Annotated in this window: 17 protein-coding genes and 1 pseudogene; 2 read left to right on the top strand and 16 right to left on the bottom strand. The window is 66.2% G+C overall.

Annotated features, from left to right (window positions below):
- Window positions 1-19: 19 nt before the first annotated feature.
- The 16 genes and pseudogenes from ftsA to rsmH form a co-directional block, all read right to left on the bottom strand.
- Window positions 20-1,336, bottom strand: a complete 1,317-nt coding sequence (ftsA, locus tag ACVIHF_RS24120; RefSeq protein WP_028332543.1) for a cell division protein FtsA — start codon at window positions 1,334-1,336, stop codon at window positions 20-22.
- Complete coding sequence (locus tag ACVIHF_RS24125; RefSeq protein WP_057015001.1) at window positions 1,333-2,343, bottom strand: cell division protein FtsQ/DivIB; 1,011 nt, start codon at window positions 2,341-2,343, stop codon at window positions 1,333-1,335. Before ACVIHF_RS24125 ends, ftsA begins: the two co-directional genes overlap by 4 nt.
- A pseudogene (locus ACVIHF_RS24130) lies at window positions 2,283-2,607 on the bottom strand (D-alanine--D-alanine ligase); the annotation flags it as partial. The gene ACVIHF_RS24125 and the pseudogene ACVIHF_RS24130, both read right to left, overlap by 61 nt.
- Before the next feature lie 68 nt (window positions 2,608-2,675).
- Complete coding sequence (locus tag ACVIHF_RS24135; RefSeq protein ID WP_092088695.1) at window positions 2,676-3,662, bottom strand: D-alanine--D-alanine ligase family protein; 987 nt, start codon at window positions 3,660-3,662, stop codon at window positions 2,676-2,678.
- Between the two features lie 107 nt (window positions 3,663-3,769).
- Window positions 3,770-4,690: a UDP-N-acetylmuramate dehydrogenase gene (gene murB, locus ACVIHF_RS24140; protein WP_456781859.1), complete on the bottom strand. Its 921-nt coding sequence runs from the start codon at window positions 4,688-4,690 to the stop codon at window positions 3,770-3,772.
- Window positions 4,691-4,692: 2 nt separating this feature from the next.
- Window positions 4,693-6,096 carry a UDP-N-acetylmuramate--L-alanine ligase gene (murC, locus tag ACVIHF_RS24145; RefSeq protein WP_253607554.1) on the bottom strand — a complete coding sequence of 468 codons (1,404 nt, stop codon included), beginning with the start codon at window positions 6,094-6,096 and terminating at the stop codon, window positions 4,693-4,695.
- Between the two features lie 120 nt (window positions 6,097-6,216).
- Window positions 6,217-7,317 (bottom strand): undecaprenyldiphospho-muramoylpentapeptide beta-N-acetylglucosaminyltransferase, encoded by a 1,101-nt coding sequence (gene murG, locus ACVIHF_RS24150; RefSeq protein WP_456779577.1) that lies wholly within the window; start codon window positions 7,315-7,317, stop codon window positions 6,217-6,219.
- A gap of 142 nt (window positions 7,318-7,459) precedes the next feature.
- Complete coding sequence (gene ftsW / locus ACVIHF_RS24155; protein WP_057014997.1) at window positions 7,460-8,611, bottom strand: putative lipid II flippase FtsW; 1,152 nt, start codon at window positions 8,609-8,611, stop codon at window positions 7,460-7,462.
- A 387-nt stretch (window positions 8,612-8,998) separates the two neighbouring features.
- Window positions 8,999-10,036, bottom strand: a complete 1,038-nt coding sequence (locus tag ACVIHF_RS24160; protein WP_253605065.1) for an IS110 family RNA-guided transposase — start codon at window positions 10,034-10,036, stop codon at window positions 8,999-9,001.
- A 281-nt stretch (window positions 10,037-10,317) separates the two neighbouring features.
- Window positions 10,318-11,718, bottom strand: coding sequence for a UDP-N-acetylmuramoyl-L-alanine--D-glutamate ligase (gene murD / locus ACVIHF_RS24165; protein WP_456779576.1), 1,401 nt, complete (start codon window positions 11,716-11,718; stop codon window positions 10,318-10,320).
- 109 nt (window positions 11,719-11,827) lie between these two features.
- Window positions 11,828-12,934 (bottom strand): phospho-N-acetylmuramoyl-pentapeptide-transferase, encoded by a 1,107-nt coding sequence (gene mraY / locus ACVIHF_RS24170; protein ID WP_456779575.1) that lies wholly within the window; start codon window positions 12,932-12,934, stop codon window positions 11,828-11,830.
- Window positions 12,935-12,943: 9 nt separating this feature from the next.
- On the bottom strand, window positions 12,944-14,377 hold the full coding sequence (locus ACVIHF_RS24175; protein WP_456792666.1) for a UDP-N-acetylmuramoylalanyl-D-glutamyl-2,6-diaminopimelate--D-alanyl-D-alanine ligase: 1,434 nt from the start codon (window positions 14,375-14,377) through the stop codon (window positions 12,944-12,946).
- Window positions 14,374-15,831, bottom strand: coding sequence for a UDP-N-acetylmuramoyl-L-alanyl-D-glutamate--2,6-diaminopimelate ligase (locus tag ACVIHF_RS24180; protein WP_456779573.1), 1,458 nt, complete (start codon window positions 15,829-15,831; stop codon window positions 14,374-14,376). Before ACVIHF_RS24180 ends, ACVIHF_RS24175 begins: the two co-directional genes overlap by 4 nt.
- Window positions 15,832-15,880: 49 nt before the next feature.
- The gene (locus ACVIHF_RS24185) at window positions 15,881-17,638 is read right to left on the bottom strand and encodes a peptidoglycan D,D-transpeptidase FtsI family protein (RefSeq protein WP_050385389.1); all 1,758 of its coding nucleotides are present in this window, start codon (window positions 17,636-17,638) and stop codon (window positions 15,881-15,883) included.
- Between the two features lie 11 nt (window positions 17,639-17,649).
- Entirely contained in the window at window positions 17,650-18,099 is a 450-nt protein-coding gene (gene ftsL, locus ACVIHF_RS24190) for a cell division protein FtsL (protein WP_253625833.1), read from the bottom strand.
- A 2-nt stretch (window positions 18,100-18,101) separates the two neighbouring features.
- A complete protein-coding gene (gene rsmH, locus ACVIHF_RS24195) occupies window positions 18,102-19,097 on the bottom strand; it encodes a 16S rRNA (cytosine(1402)-N(4))-methyltransferase RsmH (protein ID WP_456779572.1) in 996 nt (331 codons plus the stop codon).
- 580 nt (window positions 19,098-19,677) lie between these two features.
- Between rsmH and ACVIHF_RS24200 the strand changes: the two genes are divergently transcribed.
- A complete protein-coding gene (locus tag ACVIHF_RS24200; RefSeq protein WP_176937093.1) occupies window positions 19,678-20,544 on the top strand; it encodes an N-acetylmuramoyl-L-alanine amidase in 867 nt (288 codons plus the stop codon).
- Between the two features lie 120 nt (window positions 20,545-20,664).
- The gene (locus tag ACVIHF_RS24205; RefSeq protein WP_016840052.1) at window positions 20,665-20,892 is read left to right on the top strand and encodes a hypothetical protein; all 228 of its coding nucleotides are present in this window, start codon (window positions 20,665-20,667) and stop codon (window positions 20,890-20,892) included.
- The last annotated feature ends 9 nt before the right edge of the window (window positions 20,893-20,901 follow it).

The raw sequence follows: 20,901 nt of genomic DNA on the forward strand, positions 1-20,901 counted from the left end.
GTGAGCCGGGGTGCGGTCATCAGAAGCCCTCGCGAAGCCATCGTCCGACCTTTCCGAAGTAACCGTCTGTCCCTGTCCTGAGCTGCCGCGTGCGCCGCGGTTCGACATGTTCAAGATGTGCGTATTGCGGATAGACCAGGAGGCCCGTCGGCACCGAGAACGAAGCGCCCTTCGCCTCGTTCGGCAGCCGGCCGAAGCCGAGCGGACGGCCGATGCGGACCTGACGGTTCAGGATGCGGGTGGCAAGCTCGACGGTGCCGGTGAGCTGCGAGGCGCCGCCGCTCAACACGACGCGCGCCCTCGGCTCTGCCGCAAAGGGGGAATCCGCGAGCCGGTCACGGACCATTTCGAAAATCTCCTCGGCGCGATGCCGGACAATGTTCGCAATCGTGGCGCGGGACACGATTTGCGGTGTCTCCCGATCATCGCCTGCAGTGGGAACGGACATCAGCTCGCGCGAGTCCGAACCGCCGGTCAGCACCGTGCCGTATAAAGTCTTGATTCGCTCGGCATCCGCAATGCACGCGCCGATGCCGCGCGCAAGGTCCATCGTGATGTGTTGTCCGCCCAGCGCAAATCCGGATGCGTGCACGAGACGTCCGCCGGAGTATGTCGCGATCGTGGTCGATCCCGCGCCCATCTCGACGACGGCAGCGCCGAGATCGGCCTCGTCATCGGTCAGCACCGAGAGGCCCGCGACATAGGGGCTCGACGCCATGGCTTCGACGTTGAGATGGCAGCGCTCGACCACCAACATCAGGTTCTTGGCAACCGTCGCGTCCGACGTCACCACGTTCATGTCGACGCCGAACTGGCGCGCCACCATGCCTCGGGGATCGCGGATGCCCTTGACGCCGTCGAGTGCGTAGCCGACCGGCAGCGCGTGCAGCACGGTGCGGCCCGCGCCGGCGGCGTGGCGCATGCCGGCGGACGTGACGCGGCTGATATCGTCCGAGGTCACCGAGCCGCCGCGGATATCGGCCGCGGCCTCGACCAGCTGGCCGTGCTGCCGGCCGCCGGAGACCGACAGCAGGACGGATTCGACACGGACCTTGGCCATGCGCTCGGCCAACGCCACCGCGTGGCGCACCGCCTTCTCGCATTCGGCGAGATCGACCACGGAGCCGGCCTTGACGCCGCGCGACTGGATCTGGCTGTAGCCGATCAATTCGACCGCATGGGTGCGTCCGCGCAGCGCCTCGTTCGGCGGCGATGGCCTCAGCCGCGCGATCATGCAGGCGATCTTGCTGGAGCCGACATCGAGCGAAGCCACCATCGCGGTGCGCTTCTGCATCGGGCGGGTCTTCGGGGTCAGGTTGCGATCGAGGCCGGTCATGCGGAGTCACCGGCCTTCTTCTTGGACTTCTTGTCCTTGAACAGTTCGTCGCGCGCCTTGCCGGCGTCCTCCGACAATTGCACGATAAGCCGATCGGGCAGCCGCATGTCGACGGCGACAATGTCGCGCGAGAACAGCTTCTCGTCCTTGTCGAGCCTGGAGAGCGCAGCGAGCGCGTTGCCGACGTCGTTCTCTGGCAGGCGGACGTCGAGACCGTCCTTGAGGCGCAGGTTCCAGCGCCGCTCGCCGACGAAGATCGCCGCCTTGGTCACCGAACGGACCTGCGGATAACGGTCGAGCAGCGCCAGGAAGTCGTGGGCCCTGACGTCGGCGCCCTTGCCGACCACGAGCGGCAGATTGAGGAAGCGGCGCGAGACGTAGGGCTCGAGCACCGCGCCGTCGGAAGCGATCACCGACAGGCGGCCGTTCTGCTGCCACAGCGCGAAGGCGGTGCGCTCGACGATGTCGATCTGCAGCCGGCCCGGATAGAGCTTCAGGATCGTGGCATCCGCGATCCAGGGATTGGCCTTCAGCTTGGCGCGCACGGTGTCGGCGTCGAGGAACAGCAGCGAGGAGCGGCCGTTGACGCCGCCGATCGCGAGCACCTCGTCCTGGCTTAGCTGCTTGCGGCCGTTGATGCCGACGGTGGTGATGCGGAAGCCGGCGGTATTGGCAAGCGCGTTGCGGGCATCGCTGAGCGCGGTGGTGAATTCCTCGACATGGCCGCCCTTGACGATGCCGAGGCCCAGGCTGCCGAACAGGATCGCGAGCGTCGCGACCAGCCCGATGCGGCGCGGCAGATAACGTTCGACCATCAGGATGTAGCGGTTCGGCGGCTCGCGATCGATGATGACTTGCGGCCGCTTGGCGGGACGCCGCCTGCGGCGCGCGAGATGGGCACCGACATACTCGCGCAGCAGCACCGCCGCTCCAATAGCGGCTGCTCTCAGGTCAGCTTGAGGCCCCAGCGATCGCAGCGATCGGGTGAGGCGTCCTGCACCATCCATTGCACGAGCTCGTCACATGTTGCGCCCGCAAACCCCGCGGGTCCCGGCACAAATCACGTCTCGGCTAGACCGGTGGGATTAGAGTGGCCCCCTGTTCCCTGGTTGCGATCCTCGAAGCGGTAATCCGCGACAGCTCACGCCCCGGCAGCCAAGCGCTACATGCGCCGCCAGCGTTAACCTTCGGGCTTCCTGGTAAACAAAGGGTAAATGACTTCGGCCTGGAGCGTGTTTTGACCAACGCCGTGAGTACTTTGCCGCGAACTCGTTAGCATTTTAGCAACAGCGCCCGGGTTCCATCCGGCCGACCAGGGCGGGTTCCCCCCGGCCGGGCATTAACTTCGGACGCGGCGGCGGGCCAGCTCGATCTGGTCGGTGAGGAAGTCGGCAAAGGCGATACCCTGTGCTTTCAAGGCCTTAGGGTACAGTGATGCCGCGGTGAGCCCCGGCAGAGTGTTGGTCTCGAGATAGACCGGGCCATTGGCCGAGACGATGAAATCGCTGCGCGAGTAGCCGGTGCAGGACAGCGCGCGGTGCGCCCGCAGCGCATGGTCCATGATCGCGGCGCTGACCTCGGGCGCGAAGCGGCCGGGACAGATCTCCTGGGTCGACTTCAGCAGGTATTTGGCTGTGTAGTCGAAGGTTCCCTCCCCCGGCACGATCTCGATCGGCGGCAGCGCGAACACGGAGCCGTCGGACTGCTCGAGCACGCCGCAGGTCGCCTCCACGCCCGACACGAACGGCTCGATCAGATACTCTTCATGCTTCGCGGCATTGCGGACCGCGACGAGATCCTGCTTCGCGTTGACGAAGATCAGCCCGTAGCTCGATCCGTCCTTGGCGGGTTTTGCAATCAGCTTGCCGTGTTTCGCAAAGGCGTCATCGATCTGTTCGACATTGATGCCCTGCGGCGCGTTGAGGCCTGCGATCGCGGCGAAACGCTTTGCCGACGGCTTGTCGAACGCCAGATGCGACGACGCCGAGCCGGAGCCGGTGAACGCGACGTTGCGCATCTCGCACATCGCCTGCAATTCGCCATTCTCGGCGCGGCCGCCGTGCAGGCCGAACACCAGCACGCGCTGCTCGGCGCCCGCCTTGTCGAGCGCCTGGTCGAGTGCGATGCCGCGACCGTCGGGTTTGAAGTCGACCTCGAACGGACGCGTGTGGCCGAGCAGTTTTTCCGACGTCACCGCGTGCACGGTGTCGTCGACGTCCCAGAACCAGAGGTCCGCGTCGGGCAGCGCGCGGTGCAGCGCCTGCGTGCTCGCCACCGAGACCAGCCGCTCCTTGTTGGTGCCGCCGAACAGAATGGTCACCTGCATCTTCTTTGCCTGTCTTCGCTGCTTCCGTCATTCCGGGATGGTCCGAAGCACCAGACCGGACTCTCGAGATTCCGGGTTCGATGCTGCGCATCGCCCCGGAATGACGACTACGATGAATTTCCGATCCGCTTGATTTCCCAGTGTAGCTCAATTCCACTGCTTTGCTTGACCCGTTCGCGCACCGTCTCGCCGAGCGTCTCGATGTCGTGCCCGGTGGCATTGCCGGTGTTGATCAGGAAATTGCAGTGCATCTCCGACACCTGTGCGCCGCCGACCTTGAGGCCGCGACAGCCGGCGGCATCGATCAGCTTCCAGGCGCTGTTGCCGGGCGGATTCTTGAAGGTTGAGCCGCCGGTCTTCTCGCGGATCGGCTGCGCGGTCTCGCGATGGCCCTGCACCTCGTTCATGCGGGCGCGGATCGCCACAGCATCGGTGATCGTGCCGCGGAAGCGCGCCGAGGTGAAGACGATGGACGGATCGACGCCGCTGTTGCGATAGACGAACTTCATGTCGGCATTGCCGAACGTATGCTTCACGCCGTCGCGGCCGATGCCGGTGGCCTCGATCAGCACGTCCTTGGTCTCGCCGCCATTGGCGCCGGCATTCATGCGCAGCGCGCCGCCGACCGTGCCGGGAATGCCGAAGAAGAATTCCATGCCGCCGATGTCAGCCGCCGCAGCCGCCTCGGCGACGCGCTTGTCGAGCGCCGCAGCGCCGGCGATGACGACATCGCCGGCCGCGCTGGTCTCGCCGAACGCGCGCGGCGCGAGCCGGATGACGACGCCGGGCATGCCGCCATCGCGCACGATCAGATTGGAGCCGACGCCGACGACATAGACCGGCAATTCCTGCGGCAGGCGTTTCAGGAAATAGGCGAGGTCATCTTCATCTGCCGGTGTGAACAGCACCTGCGCCGGGCCGCCGACGCGAAACCAGGTCAGCTCCGCCAGCGACTGGTTCGCCAGCAGCCGCCCGCGCAGCTCCGGCATCGCGGCTTTCAGGTCGGGCGTGATGTCGCGGAAGGTCACGATCACCCCAACGCCTTCAATTCGCCGGGCAGCGCGTAGGCCCATTGCGTGATGTTGCCGGCACCGAGGCAGACGACGAGGTCACCGGGCTTGGCGAGGCCGTGCACGATCTTCGCGAGCTCGCCCGCGTTCGGCAGCGGCACCACATTGCGATGGCCGTGGGCGCGCAGGCCGGCGGTGAAATGGTCGCGGTCGACGCCAGCGATCGGCGCCTCGCCGGCCGGATAGACCTCGGCGACCACGACCGCATCGGCATCGTTGAAGCAGGTGCAGAATTCCTCGAACAGCGATTGCAGGCGGGTGTAGCGATGCGGCTGCACCACGGCGACGATCTTGCCGTTGACGGATTCCCGCGCCGCCTTCAGCACGGCTGCGATCTCGACCGGATGATGACCGTAATCGTCGATCACGGTGATGCCGTTGGTCTCGCCGGTCTTGGTGAAGCGCCGCTTGACGCCGCCGAAGCCGGCCATGGCCTGGCGGATGACGTCGTCGGACACGCCGAGCTCGTGCGCGACCGCGATCGCGGCCGTCGCATTCGATGCGTTGTGGCGCCCCGGCATCGGCAGCATGATATCGGCGATCTCATGGACCGCGCCGGACTTGCGATCGCGGATCGCGACCGAGAATTTTGAGCCGCCACCCATCGGCGTCAGCTCCTTGAGCTGCGCATCAGCCTGCGGGTTCTGGCCGTAGGTGATGATGCGGCGGTCTTCGATCTTGCCGACGAGAGTTTGCACCACGGGGTGATCGGTGCACATCACGGCAAAGCCGTAGAACGGGACGTTCTCGACGAAATTGCGGAACGCGTCCTGGATCGCCTCGAAGGTCTTGAAGTGGTCGAGATGCTCGGGGTCGATATTGGTGACGATGACGACATCGGACGGCAGCTTCAGGAAGGTGCCGTCGCTCTCGTCGGCCTCGACCACCATCCAGTCGCCGGCCCCGAGCCGTGCGTTGGAGCCATAGGCGTTGATGATGCCGCCATTGATCACGGTCGGATCGAGCCCACCGGCATCGAGCAGGGTCGCCACCATCGTGGTCGTGGTGGTCTTGCCATGGGTGCCGGCGATCGCGACGCAGCTCTTCAGCCGCATCAGTTCCGCCAGCATCTCGGCGCGCCGCACCACCGGAATGCGTCGCGCGCGGGCCGCCATCAGTTCGGGATTGTCGCGCTTGATCGCAGTCGAGACCACGACGACATCGGCGCCGTCGACATTCTCGGCGGCGTGGCCGACCGAGACCTTGGCGCCCTTCTTGCGCAAGCGGTCGAGGTTGTAATTGTCCGAAGCATCGGAACCCTGCACGGTGTAGCCGAGATTGATCAGTACCTCGGCGATGCCGCTCATGCCGATGCCGCCGATCCCGACGAAGTGAATGGGTCCGATCTCGCGCGGCAGTCTCATGATGCTAACACCTTCATCGTCTCCGGACTCACCCCGGCAATTCTCCGACTTATGAAAGACTGATATGGCCGGGACAAGCCCGGCCATGGCGTCCCACGGCCGAAATTCCTCGAAAGCGGCCTAAATTCCGGCCACTTTCGCAACCAGATCGGCCAGCCGCTCGGCGGCATCGAGCCGGCCGACGCCGCGCGCCGACGCCGCCATCGTGGTCAGTTTCACGGGCTCGGTGGCGAAGGCCGAAATCTCGGCGGCCAACCGCTCGGGCGTGAAGTCGCCCTGCGCGATGCGCAGCGCGCCGCTCGCCTGCGACAGCACGCCGGCATTGGCAAACTGGTCCTGATCGATCGCGCCCGGCAGCGGCACCAGGATTGAGGGCCGGCCGATCGCGGCGAGCTCGGCGACCGTGCCGGCGCCCGAGCGCGAGATCACGAGCTGGCTCGAGGCGAGGCGCGCCGGCAGGTCGGCGAAGAACGGCGCGAGCTCGGCGTTAATCTCGAGCCGGTCGTAGACCGCGCGCACCCGATCCATGTCCTCTTCGCGCACCTGCTGGGTGACGATCAGACGGCTCCACAGCGCGGGCGCGAGCTGCTCGATCGCGGGCGGCACGATATCGCTCATCACCCGCGCGCCCTGGCTGCCGCCGACGACGAGCAGGCGCAGCGGACCGTTCGCCTCGGGCGGCGTGTACTTCACTGCCGCAGCCGCAAGGATCGCCGGCCGCATCGGCGTGCCGACCGTGGTGGCCTTGCCGGCCAGCGCGGGATCGCGATCGAGCACGCCGGGCAGCGAGGTCGCGATCGCGCTGACGCGGGCAGAGAGGAAACGATTGGCGCGGCCGAGCACCGCATTGGCGTCATGGATGATGCCGGGAACGCCGAGCAGCCGCGCCGCCATCAGCGGCGGCAAGGTCGGGTAGCCGCCGAAGCCGACCACGGCCGCGGGCTTCAGCCGGCGCACCAGCTTGGCGGCGACCAGCGTGCCGTAGCCGAGCATCAGCGCGGTGCGCGCCACCGAGATCGGGTTGCGGCTGCGCACGGTTGCGCTCGGCACGAGGTCGATGCTCTCCCTGCCGAACAGGCCGGAATAGCGCAGCGCGCGGCCGTCGGTGGCGAGCCGGACGCGCAGGCCACGCCTGATCAATTCCACGGCGAGCGCTTCGGCCGGGAACAGATGGCCGCCGGTGCCACCGGCCGCCAGCAGAATCAGGGGCGCGTTGTCCATAGCCGCCTTTTACATCGTCATTGCGAGCGAAGCGAAGCAATCCATCGCCCCGCAGAACGGCGGGATGGATTGCTTCCGCCTTCGCCGAGGCTTCGGCGGACAAGTCGTCGCTTCGCTCCTCGCAATGACAACAAGGGTTCACCTACGCGTAGGCGCGCTGAGCGCTGGCGCCTTCCATCGATTCGATCTCGGTGCGCGGCCGCTGCCGCGTCAGCGCCAGCATCATGCCGACGCCATAGGCAAGCGACACGAACGAGGAGCCGCCATAGGAGATGAACGGCAGCGTCATGCCCTTGGCCGGGATCAGTTGCAGATTGACCGCCATGTTGATGGTCGCCTGCACGCCGAACAGGATCGCAAGCCCCGACGCCGCGAAGCGCGAGAACATGTCCTCGGTGGCATAGGCACGGGTTAGCGTCCGGATCACGATGAAACCGAACAGCGCGACCAGCATCAGGCAGAGGATGATGCCGAACTCCTCCGCCGCGACCGCGAACACGAAGTCGGTGTGGCTGTCCGGCAGGCTGCGCTTGGCGATGCCCTCGCCCGGCCCCAGGCCGAACCAGCCGCCGTTCCAGAACGCCTCCATCGCGGTGTCGACCTGGAAGGTGTCGCCGGAGGCCGGATTCATGAAGCGCTTGATGCGGCCGGCGACGTGCGGCACCAGCAGATAGGCGCCGAACAGGCCCGCGCCCGCCGCGCCGGCGAGCCCGAACACCCAGATCATCCGCATGCCCGCGATGAAGAACAGCGCGCCCCACACCGTGAGGATCAGCATGGTCTGACCGAAGTCGGGCTCCATCACCAGCAGCGTGACCAGCGTCAGCAACAGCACCAGCGCCATCGAGGTCGCCGGCATCTCCGGCCGCTTGGTCGATTCCGCAAATAGCCAGGCAGCGACGATGACGAAAGAGGGTTTTGCAGCTTCGGAGGCCTGGATGTTGACACCGAGCAGCGTGATCCAGCGCCGCGAGCCCTTGACCTCGGGGCCGAGCAGCAGCGTCAGCACGATCAGCGCTATCGAGACCGCGAACACTATCAGCGCGGTGCGCCGGATCTGCCGCGGCGTCATGAACGACACCCCGATCAGCACCATCAGCGACGGCACCAGGAACATGACGTGGCGGTTGAAGAAGTGGAACGGATCGAGCCCGATCCGGGTCGCCACCGGCGGGCTCGCCGCCAGCGACAGGATGACGCCGGCCAGCATCAACGCGGCGATCGCGACAAGCAGCAGCTTGTCGACGGTCCACCACCAGTCCGAGAACGGGGTGCGTTGGTCACGGGCGAGCATGGGCGTCCCCAGATGGCAGAGATAACGTCCATTCGTGGCGCAGGATGGTTTCCAAGGGGTTAACGGGATGGGTAACTTTTGAGGGAGGTGAATGAGCCCCCATCCCGACGTCGTCCTGGCGAAAGCCAGGACCCATATGTGGACGGCCCCCGTGGCACAAGAGCTGTTTGGTGAGATCGGATCGCTTGCATCCATATGTCCGGCCTGTTGGGTGCGATCGAATGGATCGCTGGCCAAGATGGTTTGCGCGATGCGAGTTCCAAACAACCACGCGGCCTGTTGGCGGCCGATGGGTCCTGCGGACTGTCTCGCATCGTTGCTCGATCGATCGCTCCATCTGCTCTTGCAGCTCCGGTCGGCCGGCGAGCGAGCCCGCCGGCTAATCGATTAGGCGGCGGCTGTCATGGGATTCATCCGTGCCGCCTCGTAACTCTCGCCCGTTGCCATCAGCTTCCAGGCGATACGGGCCACTTTGTTGGCGAGCGCCACGGCCGCAAGCTTCGGCGGCTTGCGCTTGATCAGGGCCAGCAGCCAGCGCGAGTGATGACCGCGTCCCCGCCTGGCCTGCTGGATCACCGCTGTGGCCCCGACCACCAGCAGACGGCGCAAGTTCTCATCGCCAGCCCGCGTGATCTTGCCAAGCCTGGTCTTGCCAGCGGTGGAGTGGTCCTTGGGTGTCAATCCCAGCCAGGCCGCAAAATGACGACCAGAACGGAACGTGCGCGGATCAGGTGTCTTCATCACCAGCGCGGTTGCAACGATCGGACCGACCGAGGGGATCTGAGCCAAGCGCCGGCCCGTGGCATCGGCGCGGTGCCAGGCCATCAGCTTGGCCTCAACCGCCTCCAACTCACCCTCGAGCCTGACGCGCTCCCGGCCCAGCACCACAAACAGCTCGCGCGCCAGAACCGGAAGCGTCTCGTCCTGCGCAATCCGCACCAGCAGGGGTTCGATCGCGTCCAGTCCCTTGGGGGCGATCAGGCCATACTCCGCCGCGTGGCCGCGTATCGTATTGGTCAGCTGGGTGCGCCGGACGATCAATCCGTCGCGGACACCCATCAGCATCAGCGCGGCCTGCTGCTCGGCCGTCTTCACCGGCACGAAGCGCATGCTCGGCCGGCTCATCGCTTCACACAGGCCTTCTGCATCCCGCCCGTCATTCTTGTTCCGCATCACGTAGGGTTTGACCAATTGCGGTGCCATCAGCTTCACCTCGTGACCGAGCTTGGAAAGCTGACGCGCCCAATGTTGCGAAGCCCCGCAGGCCTCCATCCCGATCACAGTCGGCGGCAATTTGGCGAAGAACTCCAGCACTTGTTTGCGCGACAGCTTCTTGCGCAGCACCACCTGCTCCGCCGCATCAACCCCATGCAGCACAAAAATATACTTCGACGTATCAATCCCAATGCGGATAATCTGGTTCACGGACGGCTCCCATGTATGAGATCTAGACAACCTCATTCTGGCACACTGATGCCGTAGGGGGCCGTCCACACCATCAACCACCGACTTGATAATGGACGCTACCGCGGCCCCAGCGTCGCGCAACGATTGAGATTTGGGGTAATGGGTCCTGGCTTTCGCCAGGACGACGATGAGGATGGTTCTCGCGCGATACGACGCACCGTCACTGCGTACTTCATCTCGGTGTCATCGCCCGGCACCGAACGGCGGATTACGCTGTGCCAATCCGCCCTACGTGATCGTCACACCACCGGCTTGACGCCGGGCAGCGCCTGCACGATGTCGCGGAAGGCGGCACCGCGGATTTCGAAATTGCGGTACTGGTCGAACGAGGCGCAGGCCGGCGACAGCAGCACGACGGCTTCCGCGAGCCCCGATGCCTCGGCATCGCGCGCGGCGCTGGCGATCGCGACGTCGAGCGTGCCGGACATGTCGTGCGGGACGCGCTCGCCCAGCGTGCCGGAGAAGTCGGCCGCCGCCTCGCCGATCAGATAGGCCTTGCGGATGCGCGGGAAATATTCGGTCAGGCTGGTGATGCCGCCGGCCTTCGGCTTGCCGCCGGCGATCCAGTAGATGTCGGCAAACGACGACAGCGCATGCGCGGCCGCATCCGCATTGGTGCCCTTGGAGTCGTTGACGAACAGCACGTTGCCGCGGCGGCCGACCTGCTCCATGCGATGCGCGAGACCCGGGAAGCTGCGCAGGCCGTTCTGCAACACGTCGGTCGCGATCCCCATCGCCACCGCGCAGGCCGAGGCGCAGGCGGCGTTCTGCGCATTGTGCAGGCCGCGCAGCGAGCCGATGCCGCCCAGCCGCGCGATCTCGCTGCGCGCCGCGCCCGAGGCACGCACGATCGTCTCGTGCTCGACATAGAGACCGTCGGGCAGCGGGTTCTTCACCGAGATGCGCACCACGCGCTTGCCGGCGCGATCGAGCCGGTCGGCGATGTTGCGGCACCAGATGTCGTCGACGCCTGTTATCGCGGTGCCGCCGGCCTGTACGCCGGCGACCAGCCGCTCCTTCACCGCGGCGTAATGCTCGAGCGTGCCGTGGCGGTCGATGTGATCCTCGCTGATGTTGATCAGAATACCGACCGACGGATCGAGCGACGGTGCGAGGTCGATCTGGTAGGACGACATCTCGATCACATGGACACGACCCATGCGCGGCGGCTCCAGCGACAGGATCGCGGTGCCGATATTGCCGCCCATCTGGGTGTCGTAGCCGGCGACCTTCATCAGATGCGCGATCAGCGCGGTGGTGGTCGATTTGCCGTTGGTGCCGGTGATGGCGACGAACGGCGCGTTCGGCGCGTGGCGGCGCCGCTCGCGGCAGAACAGTTCGACGTCGCCGATCACCTCGCAGCCCGCCTCGCGCGCCTTCAGCACGCTCCAGTGCGGCGCCGGATGGGTCAGCGGCGCGCCCGGGGTCAGGATCAATGCGGCGAAATTCGCCCACGACACGGTGCGCAGATCGGCGGTGGTGAAGCCGGCCTGCGCCGCCCTGGCGACGTTGTCGGCATTGTCGTCGGCGGCGATCACCTCGGCGCCACCGGCCTTCAGCGCCTGGCAGCTCGCGAGCCCGGAGCCGCCGAGCCCGAACACCGCGACCGTCTTGCCGGAGAAGGAGGTGACCGGGATCATGTCTATCTCCCTGTCATTCCGGAAACCGCGCAGCGGTTATCCGGAATCTCGAGATTCCGGGTTCTCGCTGCGCGAGCCCCGGAATGACAGTCAATGGGATGCGAAACCATCAGCGCAGCTTCAGCGTCGACAGGCCGGCGAGCGCCAGCATCACCGAGATGATCCAGAACCGGATCACGATCTGCGGCTCGGTCCAGCCCTTCTGCTCGAAATGATGGTGCAGCGGCGCCATCCGGAACACGCGCTTGCCGGTGAGCTTGAACGAGGTGACCTGGACGATGACCGAGACCGCCTCCAGCACGAACAGGCCGCCGATCACGGCGAGCACGATCTCGTGCTTCACCGCAACCGCCGTCGCGCCAAGCATGCCGCCGAGCGCCAGCGAACCGGTGTCGCCCATGAAGATCGAGGCCGGCGGCGCGTTGAACCAGAGGAAGCCGAGGCCCGCGCCAAGCACCGCGCCGCACAGCACCGCCAGTTCGCCGGTGCCGGCGACGTAATTGATCTGCAGGTAATCCGAGAACACCGCGTTGCCGGTCAGGTACGAGATCATGCCGAAGCTTGCGGCGGCAATCATCACGGGCACGATCGCAAGACCGTCGAGGCCGTCGGTCAGGTTCACCGCATTGCCGGCGCCGACCATCACGAAGGCGCCGAAGATCACGAAGAACCAACCGAAATTGATCACGAGGTCCTTGAAGAACGGAATCACGAGCGAGGTCGACGACACGTCGCGCCCGAGCCGAACCAGCGCGTAGCAGGCGGCGAGCCCGATCGCGGCTTCGATCAGCAGCCGCAGCTTGCCGGCGAAGCCGCTGTGCGACTGCTTTGTGACCTTCAAATAATCGTCATAGAAGCCGACGAAGCCGAAGCCGAGCGTCACCGCCAGCACGATCCAGACATAGGGATTGAGCGGATTGGCCCAGAGCAGCGTCGACACCACGAGCCCGGACAGGATCATCAGCCCGCCCATGGTGGGCGTGCCCTTCTTGGAGATCAAATGCGACTGCGGGCCATCGGTGCGGATCGGCTGGCCCTTGCCCTGCCGCAGCCGCAGGTGATCGATGATCCAGGGCCCGAACAGAAACACGAACAATGCGCCGGTCACCATCGCGCCGCCGGTGCGGAAAGTGATGTAGCGGAACACGTTCAAAGCGCTGCGGAACGCCCCAAACCCCGGAACGGTGTTGGACAGTTCGATCAACCAGTAGAACATTCGAGGGTCCTATACCGCTTCTTCGTGCGCGGCCCTGTCGGGGAAGCGTTTTTCCAGCGCGCTGACAATCAGCTTCATCTTCGATCCCAGCGAGCCCTTCACCATGATCACGTCACCGGCACGGACCGCGGCGACCGCCTGCGCTTCGAGCGCCGCCGAACTCTCGGCATAGCCTCCCCGCTTGCCGGTGGAAAGGGCATCCCACAGATTCCGCATCAGCGGACCACAACAATATACGAGGTCGATGCGGTTGGCGGTCACGGCCTCGTTGAGGCCGCGGTGCAGTTCGGGCCCGGTCGGCCCGAGCTCGAGCATGTCGCCGAGCACCGCGATGCGGCGGCCATGCGGCCCGGTCTGGGCCTGACCGAGCACGTTGAGCGCGGCGCCCATCGAGGCCGGGTTGGCGTTGTAGCTCTCGTCGATCAGCATCGCCTCGCCATGGCCGACCTCGAGGGTGCGACGGAAGCCGCGGCCGGTCGGCGCCTCGAGCTGCGACAGCGACAGCGCCGCGCGCGCGATATCGGCGCCGAGCAGCGAAGCGCCGGCGAGCACCGCGAGTGAGTTCATCGCCATGTGCCGGCCGGGCATGCCGATCTTGTAGGTGATGTCATGATCCAGAATATCCGCATGCACCGCCGAGCACGTCGCGTGCAGCGACAAGTCGAGCAGCCGCGCCTCGGCGCGCTTGTCGGTGCCGAACGAGACGATGCGCGAGACTCCGGCCTGCTTTGCCTGCTTCTGCAGCCGCGCGAATTGCCCGTTGTCGCGGTTGAGCACGACGGCGCCATCGGGCTCGAGCCCTGCGAAGATCTCCGCCTTGGCGTCGGCGATCGCCTCGATGCCGGCGAAGAATTCCAGATGCACCGGCTCGATCGTGGTGATGATTGCGACGTGCGGGCGCACCATCTTCACCAGCGGCGTGATCTCGCCGGCATGGTTCATGCCGATCTCGAACACCGCAAAGCGCGTGCTGGCCGGGCAGCGCGCCAGCGACAGCGGCACGCCCCAGTGATTGTTGAACGACGCCACCGACGCATGGGTCTCGCCCTGCGCCGACAGCACGCGGCGCAGCGCCTCTTTGGTCGAGGTCTTGCCGACCGAGCCGGTCACCGCGACGATCTGCGCGTTGAGCCGCGCGCGCGAGGCATGCGCGAGCTCGACAAGACCGGCGAGCACGTCGTCGACCACCAGCAGCGGCGCATCAGCGGGAAACTTTGCCCGTTGCGCGGTCTCGACCACCGCGAGCCCGGCACCGGCCTTCAGCGCCGCCTCGACGAAGGCATGGCCGTCATGGACATCGCCCTTGATCGCGAAATACGCCTCGCCCTTTGCAATGGTGCGGCTGTCGATCGAGAGACCGGTGACGCCGTCCGGCAGCGCGCCTTGCGTGGCGGCGCGCATCGCCATCGCCATCGCATCCGAGGTCCACAACATCGTGCTCATGCGCCCTCCGCAGCCAGTGCACTGGCGACCGCTTCATGATCGCTGAATGGCAGCGTCGTGTTGCCGACGATCTGCCCGACCTCGTGGCCCTTGCCGGCGACGACCAGCGCATCGCCCGGCGCGAGGCCGGCAATGCCGGCGCGGATCGCCGCGGCGCGGTCGCCGATCTCGCGCGCGCCCTTCGCCGTCGCCATGATCGCGGCGCGGATCGCCTCCGGCTTCTCGCTGCGCGGATTGTCGTCGGTGACGATGACCTGATCGGCATTCTCTGCCGCGATCGCGCCCATGATCGGACGCTTGCCGGCGTCGCGGTCGCCGCCCGCGCCGAAGATCACGACCAGCTTGCGCCTGGCATAGGGCCGCAGCGCCTGCAGCGCCTTGGCAAGTGCGTCGGGCTTGTGGGCGTAGTCGACGAAGATCGGCGCGCCATTGTGCTCGCCGACGAATTCCAGCCGGCCCTTGGCGCCTTCGAGATGTTCGAGGCAGCCGAACACGTCATCGGCGGCGCTGCCGGTGCCGATCGCAAGCCCGGCCGCGACCAGCGCGTTCTCGATCTGGAATTCGCCAACCAGCGGCAGCCGGATCGCGTGCTTGCGCCCGCGGTGCTCGATCAGGAGCCGCTGGGCAAAGCCTTCGATGGCGGCATCGAGGAGCTTGATGCCATCGCCTGCATCGGCGTTGCGCCCGACCGCGATGATGCGCAGGCCGCGCGAGCGCGCCGCATCGATCACCTCGCCCGAACAGTCATGATCGGCCGAGATCACCGCGGCGCCGTCTGGTGCGACCAGATCGCGGAACAACCGGAGCTTTGCATTGAGGTAATGCGCGACATCGGGATGATAATCCATGTGGTCGCGCGACAGATTGGTGAAGCCGCCGGCGGCGATGCGCACGCCGTCGAGACGATACTGGTCGAGGCCGTGCGAGGACGCCTCGAACGCCAGATGGGTGACGCCGTCGCTCGCGATCTCGTCGAGCTGGCGATGCAGCGCGATCGGATCCGGCGTGGTCAGCGAGCCGTAGACGGTGCGTTTGTCCGAGACGAGGCCGATGGTGCCGATGCTGGCGGAGGAATGACCGAGCCGCTGCCAGATCTGGCGTGTAAATGCTGCGACCGAGGTCTTGCCGCTGGTGCCGGTCACCGCCGCGATCGTCGCCGGCTGGCGCGAAAAGAATTTGGCCGCGGCGAGCGCCAGCGCACGGCGCGGATTCGGCGTGATGACGAAGGGGGCGCGCGCGTGACCTTGCGGCAGATGGTCGCTGGCGACCGCGACCGCGCCGGCGGCAATCGCCGCATCGACGAAGCGCGCGCCGTCGGTCCTGCTGCCGGCCAGCGCGAAGAACAGGTCGCCCGGCTTCACCGCGCGGCTGTCGACCGCGAGCCCTCCGACAATGAGCGAGGAGGCACTCGGATCGATCGTGGCATCATCGCTGAAGAGGTCGCGAAGTCTCATGATCTTCCAGTCTGGCCGGCGCCGTTCTGGCGCCGCGTGAGTATACGCCTTACTGGGTTGTTCTGGATGCCGCAAGAATAAGGCGGTCGGACGGCGGCAGGTCGAATCGCGGTTCAACGCCCAAAAGCGGCGCAATTCGGGCGATCACATTGCCGCCGGTCGGCACCGCATTCCAGCCCGAGGTGATGAAACCGTAGGTCTCCTTCAGGGGCTGCGGCTCGTCGAGCATGATCAGGAGCTGGTATTTCGGATTGTCGGCGGGCAGGATCGCGGTGAAGGCGTTGAGCACGCGCTTCTTGGCGTAGCGGCCGTTGATCACCTTCTCCGCGGTGCCGGTCTTGCCGCCGATATAGTAGCCCTTGACGTCGGCCTTCTTCGCGGTGCCGATCTCGGCATTGAGCCGCATCAGATAGCGCATCTTGTCCGAGGTCTCGGGCTTGATGACGCGCTTGGCGAGCGCCATCGCCTCCTGCTCGGTGCGCTTCAGGAAGGTCGGCGGGATCAGGTAGCCGCCGTTGACCAGCGCGTCGATACCCATCACCGCCTGCAGCGGCGCCACCGCGATGCCGTGACCGAACGAGATGGTGACGGTGTTCAGTTCGCCCCACTTCTTCGGCACGATCGGCGAGGCGCTCTCCGGCAATTCGGTGCGCAGCCGCTCGAGCTGGCCCATCTTGCGCAGGAACGCCTTGTGCGCGTCGACGCCCATCGCCAGCGCAATGCGCCCGGCGCCGATGTTGGAGGAATAGTAGAACACCTCCTTCATGTTGATCATGCGGCCCATGTTGTGATCGTCATGGATCGCGAACTTGCCGTAGTGCAGCGGGCCACGCGCATCCCACATCGAGTTGAGGTCGAACCGGCCGCTATCCAGCGCCATCGCCAGCGTGAACGCCTTGAAGGTCGAGCCCATCTCGTAGACGCCGGTGGTCAGGCGGTTGATGCGATCGGGATCGTGCGCCTCCTTCGGATTGTTCGGATCGAAATCCGGCAGCGACACCATCGCCACGATCTCGCCGGTGCGGACGTTAGAGACGAGGCCGGAGGCGGCCTTGGCCTTGAACTTCTCTTTCGCCTTGAGCAGCTCGTCGCGCAGCGCGTGCTCGACGCGCAGGTCGACCGACAGTTCCACCGGCTTCTGCAGCCGGTCGGTGGCGAAGCCCGCGCGATGCAGATCGGCCAGCCCGTTGCTGTCCAGCCACTTCTCCATGCCGGCGATGCCCTGGTTGTCGATGTTGACCAGGCCGATCAGGTGGGCGACCTCGTTGCCGGTCGGATAGACGCGCTTGTTCTCCCGCAGGAAGCCGACGCCGGGAAGGCCGAGGCGATGGATGTCGCTCTGCTGCTTCGGCGTGATCTCGCGCTTCAGCCAGACGAAGCCCTTGCGCGACGACAGGCGATCGCGCACCTCGCTGGTGTCGAGATCGGGCAAGGCTCCGGTCAAGAGCTCGATCGCCTCGTCCTTGTCGATCAGGCGGCGCGGCTCGGCGAACAGGCTCGGCGCCTTGACGTCGGTGGCGAGGATTTCGCCGTTGCGGTCGGTGATGTCGGGCCGCGCGGTCGCGATGGCGTCTTGCGAGGCGGTGCGGCGCGCGCCGTGGCTGTCGGCGCCGACGGCGAATAGCACGAGACGTCCGGCCAGCACGCAATAGACCGCGGCGAAAGCGAGGATGGCAAGACCAACGCGCGCGCGCGCCTTGGCGGCGCGGTCGACATTGCTGCCATACAGCAGCGTGCGGATCAGCCGCTGGTTCCAGGGCTCGGCGGGTTTCACGGCCGGTGTGTTGGCGGGTGCCGGATCGGTCATGGCTGGTCCCGTCATTGCTGGTCTCCCCCGCCCTGCCCGGAGTCTTCGGGCGCAGGCTGGTCGGCGGCCGGCTGGTCGGTCGCCGCCTTGTCGATCGATCCGGTGGTGCTGTCGGGCGCCGCGGCGGCCTCGATGGTGTCGATCATCGCGCCGATCGGATCGCGCGAACCGGGCCGCGTGAAGCTCGGCGGCCGCTCCGGCAGGTTCTTCAGGGAATCGTACTGGTTGGCGTTGACCGGCTTCAGCGGCAGATGGCGCTCGGCGAGGCCCTGCAGCCGGAGCGGCGCATCGAGCTTGGCCCATTCGGCGCGCAACGCGGCGATCGCATTGCGCTGCTCGCGGATCTCGGCGTTGAGCTGCAGCACGCGTTCGACGCGCGCGGTCGATTCCATCTTGATGCGGTAGACATAGGACGCCGCGAAGATCAGCATGCCGATGACGAGGAGATGGAGAAGGCGCATCGTCACCCTCCCCGCTTCAGGTCGGACAGCCGCGGCCATGACGGCAGGTCGTCGTCGGCGTGCATCGGCGCCGCGGTGCGCTCGGCGGCACGCAGCTTGGCCGATCGCGCGCGCGGATTGGCGGCAAGCTCGGCCTCATCGGGCGTCACCGGCCGCTTGGTCAGGATCTGAAAGCTCGGCGCCGCTTGCGCCATTTCGGGCAAATGCCGCGAGCCGGCGGAGACCTTGCCGCGCAGGCTGAGGAAATTCTTGACGATGCGGTCTTCCAGCGAATGGAACGAAACCACGACGAGCCGGCCGCCCGGCTTCAGCACGCGCTCGGCCGCTGCGAGCGCCCGATAGAGCTCATCGAGCTCCTCATTGACGAAGATGCGCAGCGCCTGAAAGGTCCGCGTCGCCGGATGGATCTCGTTCGGCTTGGCGCGCACGACCTTCGCGACGATATCGGCAAGCGCGTCGGTCGTCGTGATCGGCGCGTCCTTGCGCGCGGCGACGATGGCGCGGGCGACGCCGCGCGAATGCCGCTCCTCGCCGAAGATATAGATGATGTCGGCGAGTTGTTTCTCGGAAGCGGTCGCGACCACGTCGGCCGCGGTCGGGCCGCTCTGGGCCATCCGCATGTCGAGCGGACCGCCGAGCCGGAATGAGAAGCCGCGTTCGGCCTGGTCGAGCTGCATCGAGGAGACGCCGACATCCATCACGACGCCGTCGACCTTATCCACCCCGTGCGACGCGCAGACCTCGGCGAGGTTGGAGAAGCGGTCCTCGACCAGCGTCAGCCGACCGCCCGCGCCGTCGACCAGATCGAAGCCGCCGGTTATCGCGGTGCGGTCGCGGTCGATGCCGATCACGCGGGTATCGGCGACATCGAGGATCGCCCGGCTGTAGCCGCCGGCACCAAAGGTGGCGTCGACATAGACGCCGCCGGCGCGCGGCGCGAGATACGCGACCGCCTCGCGGCCCAGCACCGAAATGTGACGCGGCGCACGCTCGCTCATGCGCCACTCCCGGGCGGAGCCGCGTAACTGGCATGCAAGCTGGGTGCGCGCCGACTCATTGCGCCTCGAATCCTCGCGCCCAGAGCCTTCTTCGTTCCGATTGGATCGGAACGGGGCTCTGGATTCCTGTCTTGACGCGTTTTCTTCACGCGAACCGGTATCCACTTCGCTCGAAAACGCGTGAAAAAGCCGCTGCGTGACGCCAGCGCCAACTCCCGTTCTCGGCCGCAAATCCTGATATCCGACCGGAATTGGGAGGGTTTCCATGGGATTTCGCGCAAACAGCGGGGCTCAGCGTCCTTTGGCCGTCCCCCGAAACCGGTTCGGCACTTCACCTCTCAGTAACGGCACTTAACGTTAAGAAAACGTTGATGATCGGTTAGCGGAATCGCGCGGCTTTGATCCGCATTCGAGTGATACCCTCGCGACCCACTCCGGGCACAATGGCGCAGCGCATCATGCGGATCGTGGAACCGGCAGGGGTCGATTGCGCGGCCCGCACGGTAAAGGAATAGTAAACGCCTATTTGTTTATCCATGTGTCAAAATGCTTTCTCCTGGTTCGGGTTTGAGTGATTCGTATGGCTTCAAGTTCGTCTTCGTCCGGCAACGCTGATTCGAAGCGTCAGCGCGCCCTCCCTGTTCCAAAGGGGGTGGCGGACGCGAAGACGTTCACGCCGGATTCCTCGATCGCCTCCGACGTGATCCCGTCGGCGAACTTCGGCGATCGCGCCAATGGCCGGCAACCCGACATGATCGTGCTGCACTACACCGGCATGCCCGACGTCGAGGGTGCGATCACCCAGCTCTGCACGGCCGGCACCGAGGTCTCGGCGCACTACATCGTGCTCGAGGACGGCCGCATCGTGCAGTGCGTGCCGGAGAGCAAGCGCGCCTGGCACGCCGGCGTGTCCGCGTGGGCCGGCGATGACGACATCAACTCCTGCTCGATCGGCGTCGAGATCGTCAATCGCGGTCACGATTGGGGCTATCCGGATTTTCCGCTGCGCCAGATCGCGGCTGTCATAGCGCTGTGCCGCGGCATCATGCTTCGCCGCAAGGTGGTTCCGCATCGCGTGCTCGGCCATTCCGACGTGGCGCCGGCGCGCAAGAAGGATCCCGGCGAGAAATTCCCGTGGCACTCGCTGGCCAATTCCGGCGTCGGGCACTGGGTGCAGCCGGCGCCGATCGTGCGCGGCGACGCGCTGCAGCTCGGTGCGATCAGCGACAGCGTCTCCAACATGCAGGCCGCGTTCCGGCGCTACGGCTACAACATCCCGAACAACGGCAAGTTCGACGGCCCGACCATGGAGGTCGTCACCGCCTTCCAGCGCCACTTCCGCCCGGAGCGCATCGACGGGATCGCCGACCGTTCCACCATGGCCACACTGCACGCGCTGCTCGAGAGCCTGCCGCCGGATGCGGCGACGGTGGTCGCGTCGAGCTAGGCTCGCCTCCGTCCGTCGTCGCGAGGAGCGGTGCATTTACCGGCCAAGTGTGCGTGCACGTTGGAACTTTTCGGCATGAGCGGTCTTTGTAGGTGGGGCGGTCCGAGTGGAGATTCGTCCATGTTCAAAGCACTGATCGCAGGAGCCGCCGCCGTCGGCCTCATTGTCGCTCCGGCAGCCGCTGGCGCTATGTCGACCCAAAGCAAGACCATGTCGTCGACCCATCACAAGACCCAGAAGGTCCATCACGCGCAGAAGAAGATGGCACCCGGCACCACGACCGGCATGTCGAAGGGGACGACGACCGGGCAATCGAGCACCGGCGCCAAGGCAAAGACAGGGTACTGAGCACGCTCA

The organism is Bradyrhizobium sp. USDA 4506, from assembly GCF_054058795.1.